We start from the raw sequence: 14,073 nt of genomic DNA, 5'->3' as shown, positions 1-14,073 counted from the left end.
CTCAGAAGATCCACAAGCAACGACCGATCCTTCGAGAACAGCTCGCTACCACCATCCAACCGACTGCTGAGGCTTAGCTAAAGACCAATGACCAGTAGCCTATGTCGTCAAGGCTGTCGTGACGGTTACGATCCCCCAGAATCCATACCTCTGTATCACGGGATATGTTGTAGAGACGTTGGACCTTTCTCTCGCTAATGTTTCCGGGAGAGGTCTTGAGCAATGCTTCTGGGAAAATGTGGTCTTGGACTTGGACGAAACGCACGGGTATCCCTCGTGACAAAAGCATCGAGGAAAGGAGTATAGACTGGTCTGTACAGTCTCCCGACTTTGTTTCTAAGACTTCTTCTGCATGTCTGAAGTCATTGAACGCCTCATACTCGATCTCCGTTGAACAGTACTGATGCAGGGAGCAGGCTTCTTTGAAGACGCTTTCTTCTGTCTGTTCTACGATTTCTACAGCTCTTTTGGCTACAGAGCTGGGGTCGACGGCATCTTCCAACTTTTCTATTGAGAAACTTGCTCTTGTCATAATCTGTGGTTTCAGTCTTCGTCGTCTCCGAGGCCTAGCTGACTCATCGCATCGTCGGACCTCTGGGAGAGCTCTTCTGCCTGTTGCTCTAACTCTTCGAAGCTGTCGACACTGCTTCCGTCATCATCACTACTGCTGCTTTCGAGCCCCATCTGATCCATCGCGTTTTCACGGCGGTCTTTCAGGTTCTCGTATCGGTCTACCAGTTGCTCGAACCTGTCCGGTTCACCGTTCTCTGCAGCGTCTTCCTGGATTTCTCCGATTTTCTTTGCCAGTTCTTCAGGATCGTCGGGAAGTTCATTCTGTCTCATAGTTTATCTATGGGAATTTCCGTTATCCGCTGCTGTTCCAGTGCTTTAGACTGGGTTCCGTTTCTTCTATAGCAGTTCGAAGGTGGTCTGGGTTCACCGGCTGAAGACTCTCTTTCTCCAAGGAATCGATATGTGCCTGTTGAGCGGCGTCCTCAACACATTTTTTCAGGTCAGCAGCGGTGAACCCCTTAGTCTCCTCCCCGAGTTTCTCCCAGTTGAAGCTGCCTTCTGTCTCCTTCTCCCGGAGATGGATCTGCAGGATTTCTTGACGTGCTTCTTTGTCGGGAGGCGGAACCTCTATCTTCTCATCGAATCTGCCGCTCCTCCTGATAGCGCCGTCAACAGAATCAAGCATGTTAGTAGCCGCGATTACAACGGCATCTGTACCCTGCAAGTCTTGAAGGCCTTGAAGCAGCTGCGATACTGCCTGTGTATAGGCCTGTGATCCGTTTGTGTCGGCCAGTGATTGCCTGCTTGAGGCGATTGATTCCAGTTCGTCGATGAAGACGAGGCAGGGCTGGTTCTCTTCGATTTGCTGGAACAGTGCGTCGACGTTCTTCTCTGTCTCTCCAACGAACCGGCTGAACAAGTCGCTGGCCTTCACGTTCGCATAGTTGTATCCGAGCTCGCCGGCTACTGCTTTGGAGATGTACGTCTTCCCTGTTCCTGGTGGTCCGTGTAGGAGAACTCCATTCGTCGGTGAGACTCCTAACGGTTCTCTGTACGGAGAGTCACCGATCTGGTTGATGACGCTGTCGTTGAAGGTGGCGATCAATTCTTTCATCCCGCCGACGTCATCAAAGGTCAATTCGGGGGGTTCCCGGAACTGCACTGGTCCTTCGTTCGAGATTTCTTCCCTGTTTCGACTGTTTCCCCTTCGGCTCCGTTCTCCTTGCTTTCTGCCGCTGCTCTGAGCTGTTTTTACGTTAGTCGATATCCCATCGGAGCTATCTGTTCTCTGGATTTTTTGCCTGGACTTGTCAGCCAGCTTCTGCCATTTCTCAGCTTTCTCTCCGCTCTTCTGATCGGCCAGGTACTCTGCCTGTACAGCAGCCTTCACTAGGTTCTCCTCGGTCTTCTGTACAGTATCTGCTTCCTCTGCCTTCCGGACGAAGTCCTTGAATTTTTCAAGGAATTTCTTCTCCAGAGGCTTTCTTTTCCCCGTCATAGGTCCTCCAGTTTCTGAAGCTCTTCTTCTATCGCCTGGTCGATCTCCTCCTCGGTCTCCAAGCTCCGGTCTTCCAGCTGGGTTTCCTCGTTACTGTCGACGTCGTCCTCGACCTCTTCTTCTATATCGCTGAGATCGAGGCCTGCTGCTTCACTGTCTGCGAGCTCCAGTGAGTCCTCGAGATCTTGGATGCTATCCCGGCTTTCGAGAAGGTCGTCACCGCTTTCCTCGATAGCGGATTCGATATCGCTGGTCGGGAGCTGGCCTACATCGATATCCAGTTCGGAGTTGAGACTGGAACCGACGTTGTCCTGCATGTGCTGAAGCTTCAGCTTCTTCAGCATCAGCTTCTCCTTCCTCAGGTGGTTGAGAACCTTCTTTTTCTTCTGCTTCAGGACTTTGTGCTCCTTCGCCTCAACCATGTAGTCTTCTTTCTCAGACCCGGTTTCAGCCTCACGCGCACGTTCAACCGCCCGTTCTTTCTTCTTCCGGTGACGGTCGATATCTCTCTGCAGCTGGTCGATGAACTCTTCTCGCTCCTCGATGTCTCCCTGGAACTCATCGAGTTCGAACCCGGACTCGAGTACCTCGCCCTCCGGATCCAGTTCAAGGCCTCCGACCTCGACAGGCTCCTTGACCTGTTCCTCTGTATCGCTGAACATCCATTTCCTCAGGTTCATTGGTTATCTGGTTCGAAGAAGTACGTTGTCAGACCTGCTCCCAGGCTTGCACCGATACTTGAGAACACGGCCTCGCCAAACCGGGTGTCAGGCTGAGTGTTGAACAAGGACTCGTCCGGACACTGTAGGCAGACGCTGAACGTGCTGATCTCTGGATTGAAGACGAGCACTCCCAGCCCTACTACCAGGCCTCCGGTCACTGCAGCTGCAGCGATGAACAGCAGTCCTATCCAGCCTCTTCCTCGTTCAAGGCCTTTGATTGCGGATGCTGACGCGATTGTGCCTCCGATTATGGAAGCGATCAGTACTGTGTTGCTCACACTGTTTTCACCTCTTCACCAACCTCTTTATGCTTGCACAGATTTAGGTGTTTCCCTAAACAAGGTACTCACAGAACCAATGGAAGATACAAAGGTATCCAAACGCCTTTTTAGGAAGTTCCTCGTAGCGTTAGAGACAATGAGGCCTGAGCAGTGGAACAAGGAAGATTTCGAGGCCGTGGCCTCTCTGTTTCAGGGCTTGGGTCACGAGGCTCGTTTAGCGCTTCTACTCGGTTTATATGAGGATAAGTCGTTGAACGAGATCGCTGAGTTCCTTGATATCACCCGCGGGGGAATGCAAGACCATCTGGAAAAGCTAATCGACTGTGAGCTACTTTACAGGCCTGAGGATTCGGGGAAGACGTATGATTTGACTCCGTTCGGCACGTTTTTCGTCGAGTTCCTACTTGAGAATGAGGAGACGTTTGTTGATGCTGTAGATGAGCTCAGGGTTGAGGAAGAAAAGGTGCAGGAAGCTGTTGATGAGGTCCGGTCGCAGGTGGATGATGAAGATGTACCTGTCTCTGAGAAGGATTGGGAGCGGAAGATCCACTCAAAGAAATGGGAACAGGCCTGGGACGAGATAGAGGATATCCTAAACTGAATCCTCTTCAGTTAACGTAAGTTCGTAGCGAGGATGCTCTATCAAGGCGTTGACCACGCCTTCGATACAAATATCGCTGTGTTCCTCCGCCTCGTACAGCTTCTCAATTGGTATCCCTTCTGACTCGGATTTGACGTCTAAGGCGTGTACACAGCCTTCTGCGTCGAAATAGTAGTAGCCACCGTCATCCATTTTCCACCTGTAGATGTAACCCGCCTTTGTCAATTCGTCGAGTGCAGTGTAGAACTGTTCTTCATCAAGCAGCTCTGAATCCTCCGGGAGGTCCTCGCTCTTCGCCTCTTGGAACTCTTGGAACAGTTCTTCTCCACGGCCTTGGTCAAACTCGTCACCGAAGAAAAACAGTAGCGTCCTCCTCTCCTCGTTGTAAACCGATGAATCCGTATAGACATTTTCAGCAAGGCCTACAGAGCCAAGCATCATCTTTGATACCTCGGGATATTCCTCTTTCAACGTATCCCATTTCCTCTCCAGATCTTCTTCCATGACATCTATTTAGGCATCTTCCTAAATCAAGCTTTTCGATTAATCAGGCCCTCTCGATACTCGGTGAACTTCTTCTGTGACTCGCTCCGGAATGCCAGCTTACCCTTGTCCTCGTATTCATCGACGTAGGCCTTTTCCAGTTCCTCCAGGGAAGTAATGGGGTCGCCGCCGTCGTCCATCCACAAGTATTCGTCTGGTTCCTCAGTCGGCTCTCCATACAGTTCTACAGGCTCGGTCTCCGGCCAGATCTCCCTCTCTTGAAGGAAGCTTTTGATCTCTTCGTAGGAGCGTCGGGCGGTTTCCCGAGGCGTCATACTGCCGTTGTCCTGCCATCCTTCGGGGGTCCAGTATTCCCAGTGGGCCATCCGAAGCGGTAGATTACAATCGTAGCCGACTACGTTAGCGGGATTGCTGTCGTCCAAAGTTGGCTGGGTCAGCTTCTGTATAGCGTTGTAGGCCTCGTGAGGGTTCCCTCCTAAGAGGTGGACGTCCCAATCACGGAATTTTGCAGGTCCGAGATCCTCTGCCTGGATAGGACTGTCTCCATTCGCGTATCCTAGTGTAGTGGATTCGGGGTCGAGAACGTCGAAGGCCTCCTGGCACTTCGGAGCGACGATAAAACGACGGTACGGAAATTCATCAACAAGTTCGTCGATTACCTGTTGATACCGTTCCGCCTCCTCCCGGGTGTAAGCATCTCCGATAACAGCTACCTGAGGTCTCCGTTCACGCCATTCCTCCAAGAAACGGTCTAGGTCAGGATCTTCGTAGTCATTATCCATGAATCCTTCAAAAATGTCGACGTTGACGTGCTCCTCCGATAATTGGTAGTTGCTGTCCTCTCGGTTTCCCGGGAGATATCCAAGCTTCATCGCCTCGGTGACAAAGGGGTGTCTTCCGGTCGTAGCTGCATATTGCAGTTGCTGAGCATCCTGAAGATCTTCGCTGTCAACAGTCTGAACCTGATATCACCCTGGAGAAGGTCTCGAATTGACCTTATTGGGTAGGAACGGCTTTTTCGCCAGTTTCCGGTTGGCCGTTGTCCTCGATCTGGTTGTGGAGGAGGACTTTGTTCAGTTCGGTTTTCTCCTGCTGGGTCAGTTCCTCGTATGTTTCTTCGATGGAGGTGGCCGTAGTGTGGTGTATGCCGATGGTGTCGGCTGCGTTGACTTTGCTCTGGGTTTTCTTGGCTTCGAAATAGGCTGTGAGTGTTTCGAGTTGTTTTTCTCTCCCGCTTAGGGGGAATTTCCAGAGTATTTCTTTGATCGAGTCACGTTCCATTTATAATACTGACACTATACTCACACTCTTTTAAATGAAGGGGTTGGACTACCCCATCTTCTGCTGAATCTGCTTCTTGAACAACCTGAACGACTCCTTCAGCTCATCCACTTCCTGCTCAAGATCTACAACTCGCTCAACAAGCTTTCCGTGACTCATGTCCTCGTACTCAGTCACATCCTCGGAATCAGATTCCTCCAGGTACTTCAGGCCCTCATCGGTCAATTCTGCCTGCTTCGGATGCTGGAACACTCGCTTCTGTCCGTCAACCACTCTCTCCACCATCTTATCCGGCTTAGACACTACGACCAGGCCTAGATCTTCGAGTTTATCGAAGCTATAGGAGACATGGTGGTTCTCCAAGGTGGTCTCCGCAGTGATCTTCTGGACATCGTCGCGTCCCTCCTCGACGTGCTGGAGGACGACGTGGTCCTTGTCCCGAACCTGATCGAGGATCTCTTTCTCCATCATTCTCCTTCTTCCAGCAGGACGCACTGTTGCTCAAGCTCAGTGCAGAACCCATCTTCTTCCCGGTGCAGGCAGAACGCCTCCAGTTCTTCCTCGCTATTCTCTCCAAGCGCAGGGCACTCAGGTTCAACCGCTTCATCGTGGACCTGCAGTTCTCCTTCACTGACTTCGATCACACGGTACTCGCTGTCCTCGAGATCCTCGAACTCGGTGAACTCCTCACCTTCCTCATCGGTGTAGTAGCTGTAGCTGCCTTCATCGTCCTCGTACTCATTTCCGCGGCGGTTCTTCGGATCGTCGACGATGTTCTGCAGCTTGGCAGCTTTCCCTTCCTCGACGACGTAGAACACCTCACGATCTTCCTCAGTAGCCCGTTTCAGGTTGCGCAGGACTTTGACCGGGCGGGACAGAGTCGAATGTTCCGCTTCGAGATGAGCGATATCTCCATCCGGGAGGTGGACGTGACCGTCCGGCTTGTCATCACCGGTATCCTGATACAGCAGATTGACCTGGAAGCCACGTTCACTCAGTTGCTTCTTCGCTTCTGCCAGCAGTTCGCGGTGCTTGTCTCCTCCAGCGTTGTTACCCTGACCGAGGCTCTGACGGGTCTTGGTCGTGGAAGTTCCCTGTGACGTAGCCACCGTTCCGTCCTCTTTGAGCTGGTCGACGTCGCTGTAGTCAGCCTCCCATGGCGGATACGTGTCGAACAACGTAGCCGAGTTATGGCTTTTCTCGCTCGGCTTCTGCACTGCCGCACGGAACTTGCCCAGTGCCTTCAAACGCTGCTTGGAGAGGCCTTGGAACATTCCTGCGATCCGATTTTCATCTTCGCTTCCGCTGGGGTTGAACGCGATCTTGGTACGGCAGTTGTTGGTGACTGCCCGCCGCATATCCGTCGCCAGTTGATGGAGGTACTGCGTGGCGAGCCAGCAACCGAGACGGTACTCTCGAGCCTCGGACAGGATCTTTGTGAAGTTGCTTCCTTCCCCTCCGAAGTTCTGCAGCTCATCAACGTACAGGTAGAATGGGGTGCGTTCTTCTGCGGGTTGTGTGACTCGGCTTTGTGCTGCTGCCCAGATTTTTGTGATTACGATGCTGCCGACGAGTTGGGATACGGTTTCTCCGACTTCTCCTTTCTGGATGTCGACGAGAACGATTTTTCCGTTGTCGACGGCCTCGCGGAAGTTGATTCCTGATTCTTCGGGGCCGATAACTCTCCGGATGGTCGGGTTCATCACGAAGTCGTTTAGCCGCCGCTGTAAGGGTTCCATCTCGTAGCTGGTCATATCCTCTTTGACCCGGACCAGTTGTTCTCGGATGATCTGGTCGTCCGTCTGGTCGATGAGTTCGGTTAGCTGGTCTTGGTTGACGACACAGCGGAAGACATCGAGTAAGCTGTTTCCGGCGTTTTTCTTGATGTTGAGGTCGAGGTGTGCCCGGAGCAGGGTTTCTAGGACTCGTCCGAACTGGTCGCCCCAGTTCTCGCTCTGTCGCTTGAAGAGGTCTATGAGGTCGGAGACGATGATCTCCTTCTGGTTCTCCTTTTGTGCCTCCGACATCTCCTCAGAGACGTAGGGATCGAGAACGTTGACCGGCGTCACTGGATCATGCGCTGGATTGATGTAGACGACGTCGTCCTCCCGTTCCTCAGGGAGCTTGGCAAGGAACTCGTCTATCAGATCGCCTTTCGGGTTGATGATGGCGAGGCCGTGGCCTTTCTCGGCGTCCTGTAACGCGACGTGCGTCATTAGCTGTGACTTGCCGTATCCGGTCGGCCCGACGTTCAGGACGTGTGTCAGGCGTTTGTCGTCGCTGAGGCCGATGTTTTCCTCGACGCCGAGATCGCTCTCGCGGCTGCCGAGGTACGTCGTACTCAGGTTCTCGGTACTCTCGATCAGGGTTTGAACTTCTTCGGGAGTCATGGTTCTGCAAACTGGATATTCTCGCGGCTGTTACTGGGAAGCGATACGAAGGCGGCAAGCTCGTCAAGCGAGGCCTGGAACTTCCGGCCCCACCCTGCGTAGTTCCTGTTGGCTACTGCTTGGAGGAAATCGAGGATCCGCTGCTCGCGTAGAGCTTCGACGGTGACGGTATCGAGGTACTGGCCGGTTTCAGGATTCTCGTAGGTGTTGTACGCCCCTGCGAGCTCCTTCACACGGCTCTTCGTGTACTCGTCTGCGCCGATAACGGCGAACCGGATACTGGTGTGGAACCGGCTGTTCCCGGCCTTGGCTTCGATGCTGTCGGCCTGCCGTTTCTCCCGTTTCGTAGGAGAGCGGCTTCCCCAGAGCTGTTCTTTCTCCTTCTTCAGGTACTGGATCTGCTTGTAGGCCTGTTTCTTCCACAGCCAGCGCTGAATCCGTTCTCCGACAACCGGCTTGAACAGTACCTGGACGACGAAACTGGTGTTCTGCATCGCGTGTCGGTGGAACGTCGAGACCAGCGAGTTGACTGGTGGGTCGTCGAAATCAGTCCGGAACGGATACCAGTCTCTACGTCCCGAAGTGAGGAAGCCGCCGCCAGCCGTGGATTCTTCGCCTACTGGAAGGCCTTCGACGCCTTCATCGAACTCGACGCCCGGCACCTGATTCGACAGCTGGGTTCTGACCTTCCTTTCCAACCTCTTTGTGGGCGTGGAGAACTGGATCTGCAGCTTCTTGGGAGTGTGTCTCCGGATCTCGAATGCTATGGTTGGTGAGGCGTTTCTCAGCTTCAGCCACTTGGTTTGGAGCTCTCGAATCCCGGCGGCGAAATTGTCCAGGGTTGCTGGCAGGTCCTCATCCTTCGGAGGCCTGACCTCGACGTTGTACCAGTTTTCGCTGCTGTAGCTCAGCCTCTCAGCTTGTTCCTCTTCGAGGGTGACATGGTCGTGGTAGAGGCGATTTCTGATGCTCATAGCTTTTCAGGCCTCCTTGACAGCGTTGTAGGCATCTACCAAGCTGAAGCAGAGGTAGAGAAGCAGTGTGCTGATACTAAATGTCAGAATCAATTTAGCTATCGCACCGAATATCGAATTGGATTCGACGAGGTTGTCGGAACTAATGGCGGCTAATGCTATGACACAGGTTATACCCAGGAATAGGGCACCTGCAATCGCCAGTCCTTTAATCCAGTTAGGGATACCGAGACTGGTCTCTGCAGTTGTGTCGTTACTGTCACTCTCATTTTTCGAGGGTTCAGACGGTGTGGCGTTATCGCTGTTGCTTGAGAGGGAGGGCCAAGAGAGATCAGGGAGGTCTATACGAAATAGAGACTCAATGATGGAGTTAGTATCTTCTTCGGCAATTTGAGCTTCTTCGGAGATCTTGGATGGGGTGTGTTCTCCGTTGTGGTCTTTCTCAAAGTCGCTGGAAACAGGAGAGATGCTGTCCGCGATCTCTCCTTTCTCGATGATCGAAGCCTCAACGTCGGAGGCCTCCACCTTGATTTCAGATTCGAACTGATTGCTGACTGAGAGAATCGCCTGACTGTAATCCGTAGAGTCTTGATCGCCTTTCGCTAGATTATACAGGGAGGTTTCCGCGACCGTAGACAGGTTGAAGGCTTCTGCAGGCCTGTTGTCCGCTTCTTCGTGGGCGAAGAGGGCCTTACAGGGAATGTTCTTCAGGATGTCTTCGCCGTCTTCGGTGCGGTAGAAGTCGTTGATTGTCTGAGTGATGAGAGTAGCTGCTGTGTTTGAGGAGCGTGCCTCTCTGACTAGGGTAGATAGGACTGAGGCTCCTTGTTCAGTTTTGAGGAGGCGGTGGGCTTCGTCTACGACGACGATCGTCTTTGCACTCGTTTGTTGAGCGCTGTGATAGGCTTCTTCGACGTGTTGAATGAGCTCTTGTGCGTCATCGCTGACAGAGCCCTTGAACTCGAACCGGTTGACAGAGGCGTACTTCCTGAGAACTTTCTCTATCTCGCCGTACTCCGGCTTCGGATCAACTATGTTGATCTGTAAGTCTTCGTAGATCAGGCTGGACCGGAGCAGAAGCAGTTTCGAGTAGAAGCTTTTCCCGGATCCGGTAGCTCCGGCCAGAACCTGGTGTCCAGCGTTCCATTTGAACCGGTCAAGGATTATGGAGGCGTCAGTCGAGTTTCCGACACCGAAGAGCACTCCGTTTTCGTCGATACTGGACGTCGACGTGAAGGGGAATCCGCTTGCTGCACTTCCCGCTGGAACGAGTAGTCCTTCGTCCAGCTTATCAGGAAGGCCTGGCGTCGTCGTGTAGTGGCTTTGGTCGGTGCGGAGAGCAGTATCCCGGTATTTGATGCCGAGTGTTTTCAACCGGTTCTGGACCTGTCTCAGCGCGGCTTCACAGGTCTCATCGTTATTTCCGTAGACGGTGATGTAGACACCGTATTCTACAGGTTGGTCGTCTTGATCTGCCAGCAGATTCTGGAACCAGTCAACGTCGTCCAGCAGTCGTTCCAGCCTTCTACTGCTTCCGTAGCCCTTCCTGACCAGTGAGTCGTTCTCGGCTTCGGCCTTGTTCTCCAGCTTTTGAAGACTGGAGACAGTACCTGCTGCCTCTCTCGGCTTGACAACTTGTGTGACATCTACCAGGCCTTCGACCTGGAGGATCTGAGTTATCCAGCTGAAATCAACGTCACCCGGGTACTCGGAGACGTAGACTGTCTTGCTGGAGCTACGGTTCTCCGTGTTAGGGTAGGTGAGGTTGTTGTGGTTCACCTCGGGTGCTGGCTTGACCTGCTCTTCTTTGACCTTGGATACCCTGTTAGTGGTGAGACCTCCCGAGTTCAATTGCTCCTGGATCTCGTCGACACGGTTCTCCAGTTCTTCTACGTCTCCGTCTTCAACACGAACTGAGACATAGTGGCTCGTCGTGTTCTGTCCGTCCTCCTGAAGGCGGTGACAGTAGTCGCTGTAGCTTTTCTGGACTTTGTCGGTGGTATCCAGTTCGTTGAGATAGGATTTGAGGTCGACCGGGCTTTGAGTGCTGTAAACCGTGATTTCATAGTCGACGGTCTGCAGCAGGTCTTGGTACAGCTTGTGAAGCGCAGCCTTTTCGCTTCCAGACTTCAGCTCCAGGTTGACGGGTTCAACTTCGATTAGTGCAGTCGCTGAGTCACCTGCCTTGATCAGACCTTGTTCTACTTCAGGAGTTACGTCGATCTCCTTCTGCGTAGTCCAGCGCAGGGCCTGGTACAGGTTCTGATCAAGAGGACGTCCCCAAGGCCTCCACAGCGCCCAGGTGCTGCCGAAGACCGTTGAAGCAGCGAACACTGCATATGCTGTTATAGACGGGTTTGAAGCGGTGTAGATGTAGAGGAATGCGATGCTGGTTGGAAGACCGAATCTGGCGAGATCTCTCGAGTCGAATTTACCGAGGAGTTTCAGCGTGACCTGTCCTAGATCCGCCGGCATCCGAACCTTCTCAGTCATTGTTATCACTCCAGTTGCTGCGGAAGTCGTCCGATTGCTGCCGCTTTTTCCGTCTGTACGACTTCAGTCGGCGGGCCTCATCTTGGGAGAGGTCGAACTCACTGTCCTGTCCCGAATTTCTGCCTCTCTTGTAGCGGTAGGCCTGTTTCGCCCGGCTCTTCACGCCCTGACTGACGACGTAGGCCTGTCCGATGGCAGCTTGAGAAGCTCCGTACAGCTGGTACGGCACAATGATGAGGAGTGAGAAGGCGGCTACTCCGAGTATCCAGTTTGAGATACTGGCTGGGATGCTCGCTCCGTTTCCTTCCAGCATTGCGAAGCTGAACTTCAGGACCAGCATGTCCAGCGGTGCCATTGCGAGTGCGGTCCACCAGCCAGCGATGAACGTATCCGCGTATCTCTTCGCCTTTGGAATACTCCAGGTCAACGCCAGTAACGGGCTGATCGCGGCGACGAACATGATGTAGACGTTCCTGATGATGAACATCACCACGACCACGAGAAGCAACGCAGAGTTCACGACCCACGCCAGTACCAGGCCTGTTGAGAGACCTGCCAGTTGCGTGATGCTCATTGACAGCTGGGCAGGGGCGAAGGCATAGACCAGTGCGTTGCTCAGTTCTACGGCGTACTGAAGCAGGGGCAGCGAGATTGTGGAGAATATCAGTGCTGCTCCTATCCGCGGTAACACCATTCGGACCTCGCTGTAGGAAACTCCGAATAGTGGCCCGGTGATGTAGAGAAGACCTGCTATCATGAAGCCGATTCCTGACAGCAGGTAGGTGACCAGCAAGACATCGCTGTGAACGCCTTCGACTGCTGGGTTCGGGTAGATGTCGGGCGTATGCATCAGGATGGTAGAGAGGACGTTGAGGAGTTGCTGGGCGACAAGCCTGAAGGGTTCAAAGATTACTGCGATCAGGATTTCTTTCAGGGTTTCATCCCAGCTACCGGTGAACTCCTGGAAGTCCTGAATCAGGTCTTCAATTGCCTCGGTTACTCCGCTGAGGTCGATGATAGGGCCGCTATCATCGTCTTCGCCCTCACCGGGTGTGGTTGTGTTTTCACCTGCTTGAGCGGCTACGGGAGTTGTCAGAGTCCCTATCAGCAGCAGTGCGGCCAACACTGTAATTATTGGTCTCTTCATGGGTTAGGTGCAGAAGCTGGGGCTGAGTTGGCCGATCAAGAAGGCCACTACCATGTTTGCGGACGCGAGGATGACGACGCCGAGAATCGTGTTCTTCGCCAGTTGCTTTCCGCGTCGGACCCAGTCCTCGCCGAACGGCCCTGCGATCATCAATCCGGCTACGGACATCCCGATAACGCCGAGTGCTACTCCTCCGGAAAATGCCAGTACTTCTACCGTGTTCAGCAGGTCGAACAGGGGTTGAAGTGAACTGGGTATGGAACAGTCTTCGGTACCGGTCTGTGCGGCAACCGGTGAGCTCAGCAGTATCAGGCCGACGACCGGCGTTAGGCCTTTGGTCAGTATGCGATTCAAGCCTGGTTGCAGGTTTGGAACCATCGCATCCCTGACTACCGGGTGTGGATACTACAAAAGCATCAAATTTACAATATTATTGATGGAGATACTGCTGTAGAAGGCTGAAGGAAGCTATTTTCGTAGAATAGCGTAAGTTGATATCTTCTACGTGCTGGGTGGAGTGTTGCGGAAGTTTATAGTCCTCTATCCAGTTAGAAATTTCTAAATGGGTGTCGAGGCTCCTGCTGACGACGACTTTGACTGGGATCTGCGCTCGTCGAGTGTGAGGGCCGGAAACAAACTACCGATTCCTGAAGACATGCGTGATACGGTGGTAATAGATTCTGGAGAAGATCCTGCTACCTGGTGGGGGTATGACAAGGAAACCGGGTATGCGTTTCTCTCAAGCGATTATACAAACGGAGACAGGTTCTTAACAGTGAACAATCGGTCTTATAAATTGGAAAAAGGTAGCCGAGTGACTATTCCAAAGCCAGAGAACGAGGAGATAGCTGAGGGTATTCTCGGGGAAGACAGGCCCAATAAACGCGATGTTGTGTATTTTTATTCGGATACGAGGATGAAAACCGGCGACCTGTTCTCCGTGATTGTTCTGAGTAAGAAGCAACTTGCGGAGATCATCGATGACGATGAATTGATGCTCGATATATTCGGATTTGACAATGAGAGTGAATTTAACATCGGTGGTGCTCCTGGTATCAGTAGGTCGGAACTCGCTAAACAGATCCAGGACTCGGATGAAAAGAAAATAAAATCACAGCTTGGGGATGAAGTGTTTCGGAAGAAGCTTCCTGTCCCAGAGTAGTTGTGCTACAGTAGTTCTTCGAGGTCTCTGCTCTCGTCGAGCTCCCGGATTTCCTGCACTACATCCCGCTTTTCCTCAAGGAGATCTTGCTTGTCCTGCCAGACCGACTCCTTTGCTTCCCACTTCTCCTGATAGAGTACTTGTAACCGGTTCCGTATCTGGACGTCGTCGTTTCCTGGAGCTCTGTCAGCTGAATCTAACCGATCCTTTTGTCTCCGGATCTCGGCTTCAATCGATTCTATCTTCTCCTCGTGGATCTGCTTCCGTTCATCCAGTTGCCGGTAGATCTGCTCCAGCTGCTGTTCCAACCGTTCTTTCTCGTTGCGGATGCTTTGCTCCAGGAATCCGTCGATGTCGTTCCAAGAGGAACTATCGTAGAGGTCGTAGTCGACAGGATCCTGGACGATGTAGTCCAGAGAATCCGGCATATCCAGTATAAACTAAATAGGAGTTAAGAATCCCACACAAAGAAACTCTACTTTTTAAAGTAGTGAAAAGAAATTCTAT

Annotated in this window: 17 protein-coding genes; 2 read left to right on the top strand and 15 right to left on the bottom strand. The window is 52.6% G+C overall.

Annotation, left to right across the window (positions count from 1 at the left end; genetic code table 11):
• Positions 1–73 precede the first annotated feature (73 nt).
• Genes AM590_RS19745 through AM590_RS20390 form a run of 5 tightly spaced genes read right to left on the bottom strand, consistent with a single transcriptional unit; the run spans position 74 to position 3,011 of the window.
• Entirely contained in the window at positions 74–502 is a 429-nt protein-coding gene (locus AM590_RS19745) for a transglutaminase domain-containing protein (protein ID WP_172795756.1), read from the bottom strand.
• 41 nt (positions 503–543) lie between these two features.
• Entirely contained in the window at positions 544–843 is a 300-nt protein-coding gene (locus AM590_RS04245; protein WP_058826383.1) for a hypothetical protein, read from the bottom strand.
• A gap of 22 nt (positions 844–865) precedes the next feature.
• Complete coding sequence (locus tag AM590_RS04240; RefSeq protein WP_058826382.1) at positions 866–2,011, bottom strand: 26S protease regulatory subunit; 1,146 nt, start codon at positions 2,009–2,011, stop codon at positions 866–868.
• Positions 2,008–2,691 (bottom strand): hypothetical protein, encoded by a 684-nt coding sequence (locus AM590_RS04235; protein WP_058826381.1) that lies wholly within the window; start codon positions 2,689–2,691, stop codon positions 2,008–2,010. The genes AM590_RS04240 and AM590_RS04235 overlap by 4 nt, the downstream gene beginning before the upstream one ends.
• Entirely contained in the window at positions 2,688–3,011 is a 324-nt protein-coding gene (locus tag AM590_RS20390; RefSeq protein WP_157575433.1) for a hypothetical protein, read from the bottom strand. Before AM590_RS20390 ends, AM590_RS04235 begins: the two co-directional genes overlap by 4 nt.
• A 79-nt stretch (positions 3,012–3,090) precedes the next feature.
• Between AM590_RS20390 and AM590_RS04230 the strand changes: the two genes are divergently transcribed.
• Positions 3,091–3,615 carry a winged helix-turn-helix domain-containing protein gene (locus AM590_RS04230; RefSeq protein ID WP_058826380.1) on the top strand — a complete coding sequence of 175 codons (525 nt, stop codon included), beginning with the start codon at positions 3,091–3,093 and terminating at the stop codon, positions 3,613–3,615.
• Here the strand turns inward: AM590_RS04230 and AM590_RS04225 are convergent.
• The 9 genes from AM590_RS04225 to AM590_RS20980 all read right to left on the bottom strand — a co-directional run bounded on the left by AM590_RS04225 (position 3,607) and on the right by AM590_RS20980 (position 12,782).
• Positions 3,607–4,119, bottom strand: coding sequence for a hypothetical protein (locus tag AM590_RS04225; protein WP_058826379.1), 513 nt, complete (start codon positions 4,117–4,119; stop codon positions 3,607–3,609). The two genes, AM590_RS04230 and AM590_RS04225, sit on opposite strands and share 9 nt — an antisense overlap.
• Before the next feature lie 26 nt (positions 4,120–4,145).
• Positions 4,146–4,991, bottom strand: coding sequence for a DUF6610 family protein (locus AM590_RS04220; protein WP_058826378.1), 846 nt, complete (start codon positions 4,989–4,991; stop codon positions 4,146–4,148).
• A 124-nt stretch (positions 4,992–5,115) separates the two neighbouring features.
• Entirely contained in the window at positions 5,116–5,400 is a 285-nt protein-coding gene (locus tag AM590_RS04215; RefSeq protein ID WP_058826377.1) for a hypothetical protein, read from the bottom strand.
• A 48-nt stretch (positions 5,401–5,448) separates the two neighbouring features.
• Positions 5,449–5,868: a hypothetical protein gene (locus AM590_RS04210; RefSeq protein ID WP_058826385.1), complete on the bottom strand. Its 420-nt coding sequence runs from the start codon at positions 5,866–5,868 to the stop codon at positions 5,449–5,451.
• Complete coding sequence (locus AM590_RS04205; protein ID WP_058826376.1) at positions 5,868–7,790, bottom strand: type IV secretory system conjugative DNA transfer family protein; 1,923 nt, start codon at positions 7,788–7,790, stop codon at positions 5,868–5,870. The genes AM590_RS04210 and AM590_RS04205 overlap by 1 nt, the downstream gene beginning before the upstream one ends.
• Positions 7,787–8,764, bottom strand: a complete 978-nt coding sequence (locus tag AM590_RS04200; protein WP_058826375.1) for a hypothetical protein — start codon at positions 8,762–8,764, stop codon at positions 7,787–7,789. Before AM590_RS04200 ends, AM590_RS04205 begins: the two co-directional genes overlap by 4 nt.
• 6 nt (positions 8,765–8,770) lie before the next feature.
• A complete protein-coding gene (locus AM590_RS04195) occupies positions 8,771–11,257 on the bottom strand; it encodes an ATP-binding protein (protein ID WP_058826374.1) in 2,487 nt (828 codons plus the stop codon).
• Complete coding sequence (locus AM590_RS04190) at positions 11,250–12,404, bottom strand: hypothetical protein (protein ID WP_058826373.1); 1,155 nt, start codon at positions 12,402–12,404, stop codon at positions 11,250–11,252. Before AM590_RS04190 ends, AM590_RS04195 begins: the two co-directional genes overlap by 8 nt.
• A gap of 3 nt (positions 12,405–12,407) precedes the next feature.
• On the bottom strand, positions 12,408–12,782 hold the full coding sequence (locus tag AM590_RS20980; RefSeq protein WP_216635669.1) for a hypothetical protein: 375 nt from the start codon (positions 12,780–12,782) through the stop codon (positions 12,408–12,410).
• 184 nt (positions 12,783–12,966) lie between these two features.
• Between AM590_RS20980 and AM590_RS20385 the strand changes: the two genes are divergently transcribed.
• The gene (locus AM590_RS20385; RefSeq protein WP_157575432.1) at positions 12,967–13,566 is read left to right on the top strand and encodes a hypothetical protein; all 600 of its coding nucleotides are present in this window, start codon (positions 12,967–12,969) and stop codon (positions 13,564–13,566) included.
• 5 nt (positions 13,567–13,571) lie between these two features.
• Here AM590_RS20385 and AM590_RS04175 read toward each other — a convergent pair whose 3' ends face one another.
• The gene (locus AM590_RS04175) at positions 13,572–13,994 is read right to left on the bottom strand and encodes a hypothetical protein (protein ID WP_058826371.1); all 423 of its coding nucleotides are present in this window, start codon (positions 13,992–13,994) and stop codon (positions 13,572–13,574) included.
• Between the last annotated feature and the right edge of the window lie 79 nt (positions 13,995–14,073).

The sequence above is a fragment of the Haloferax sp. Q22 genome (assembly GCF_001482285.1).
Lineage (GTDB): Archaea > Halobacteriota > Halobacteria > Halobacteriales > Haloferacaceae > Haloferax.
This window is presented reverse-complemented; position numbering and strand designations above follow the sequence as displayed.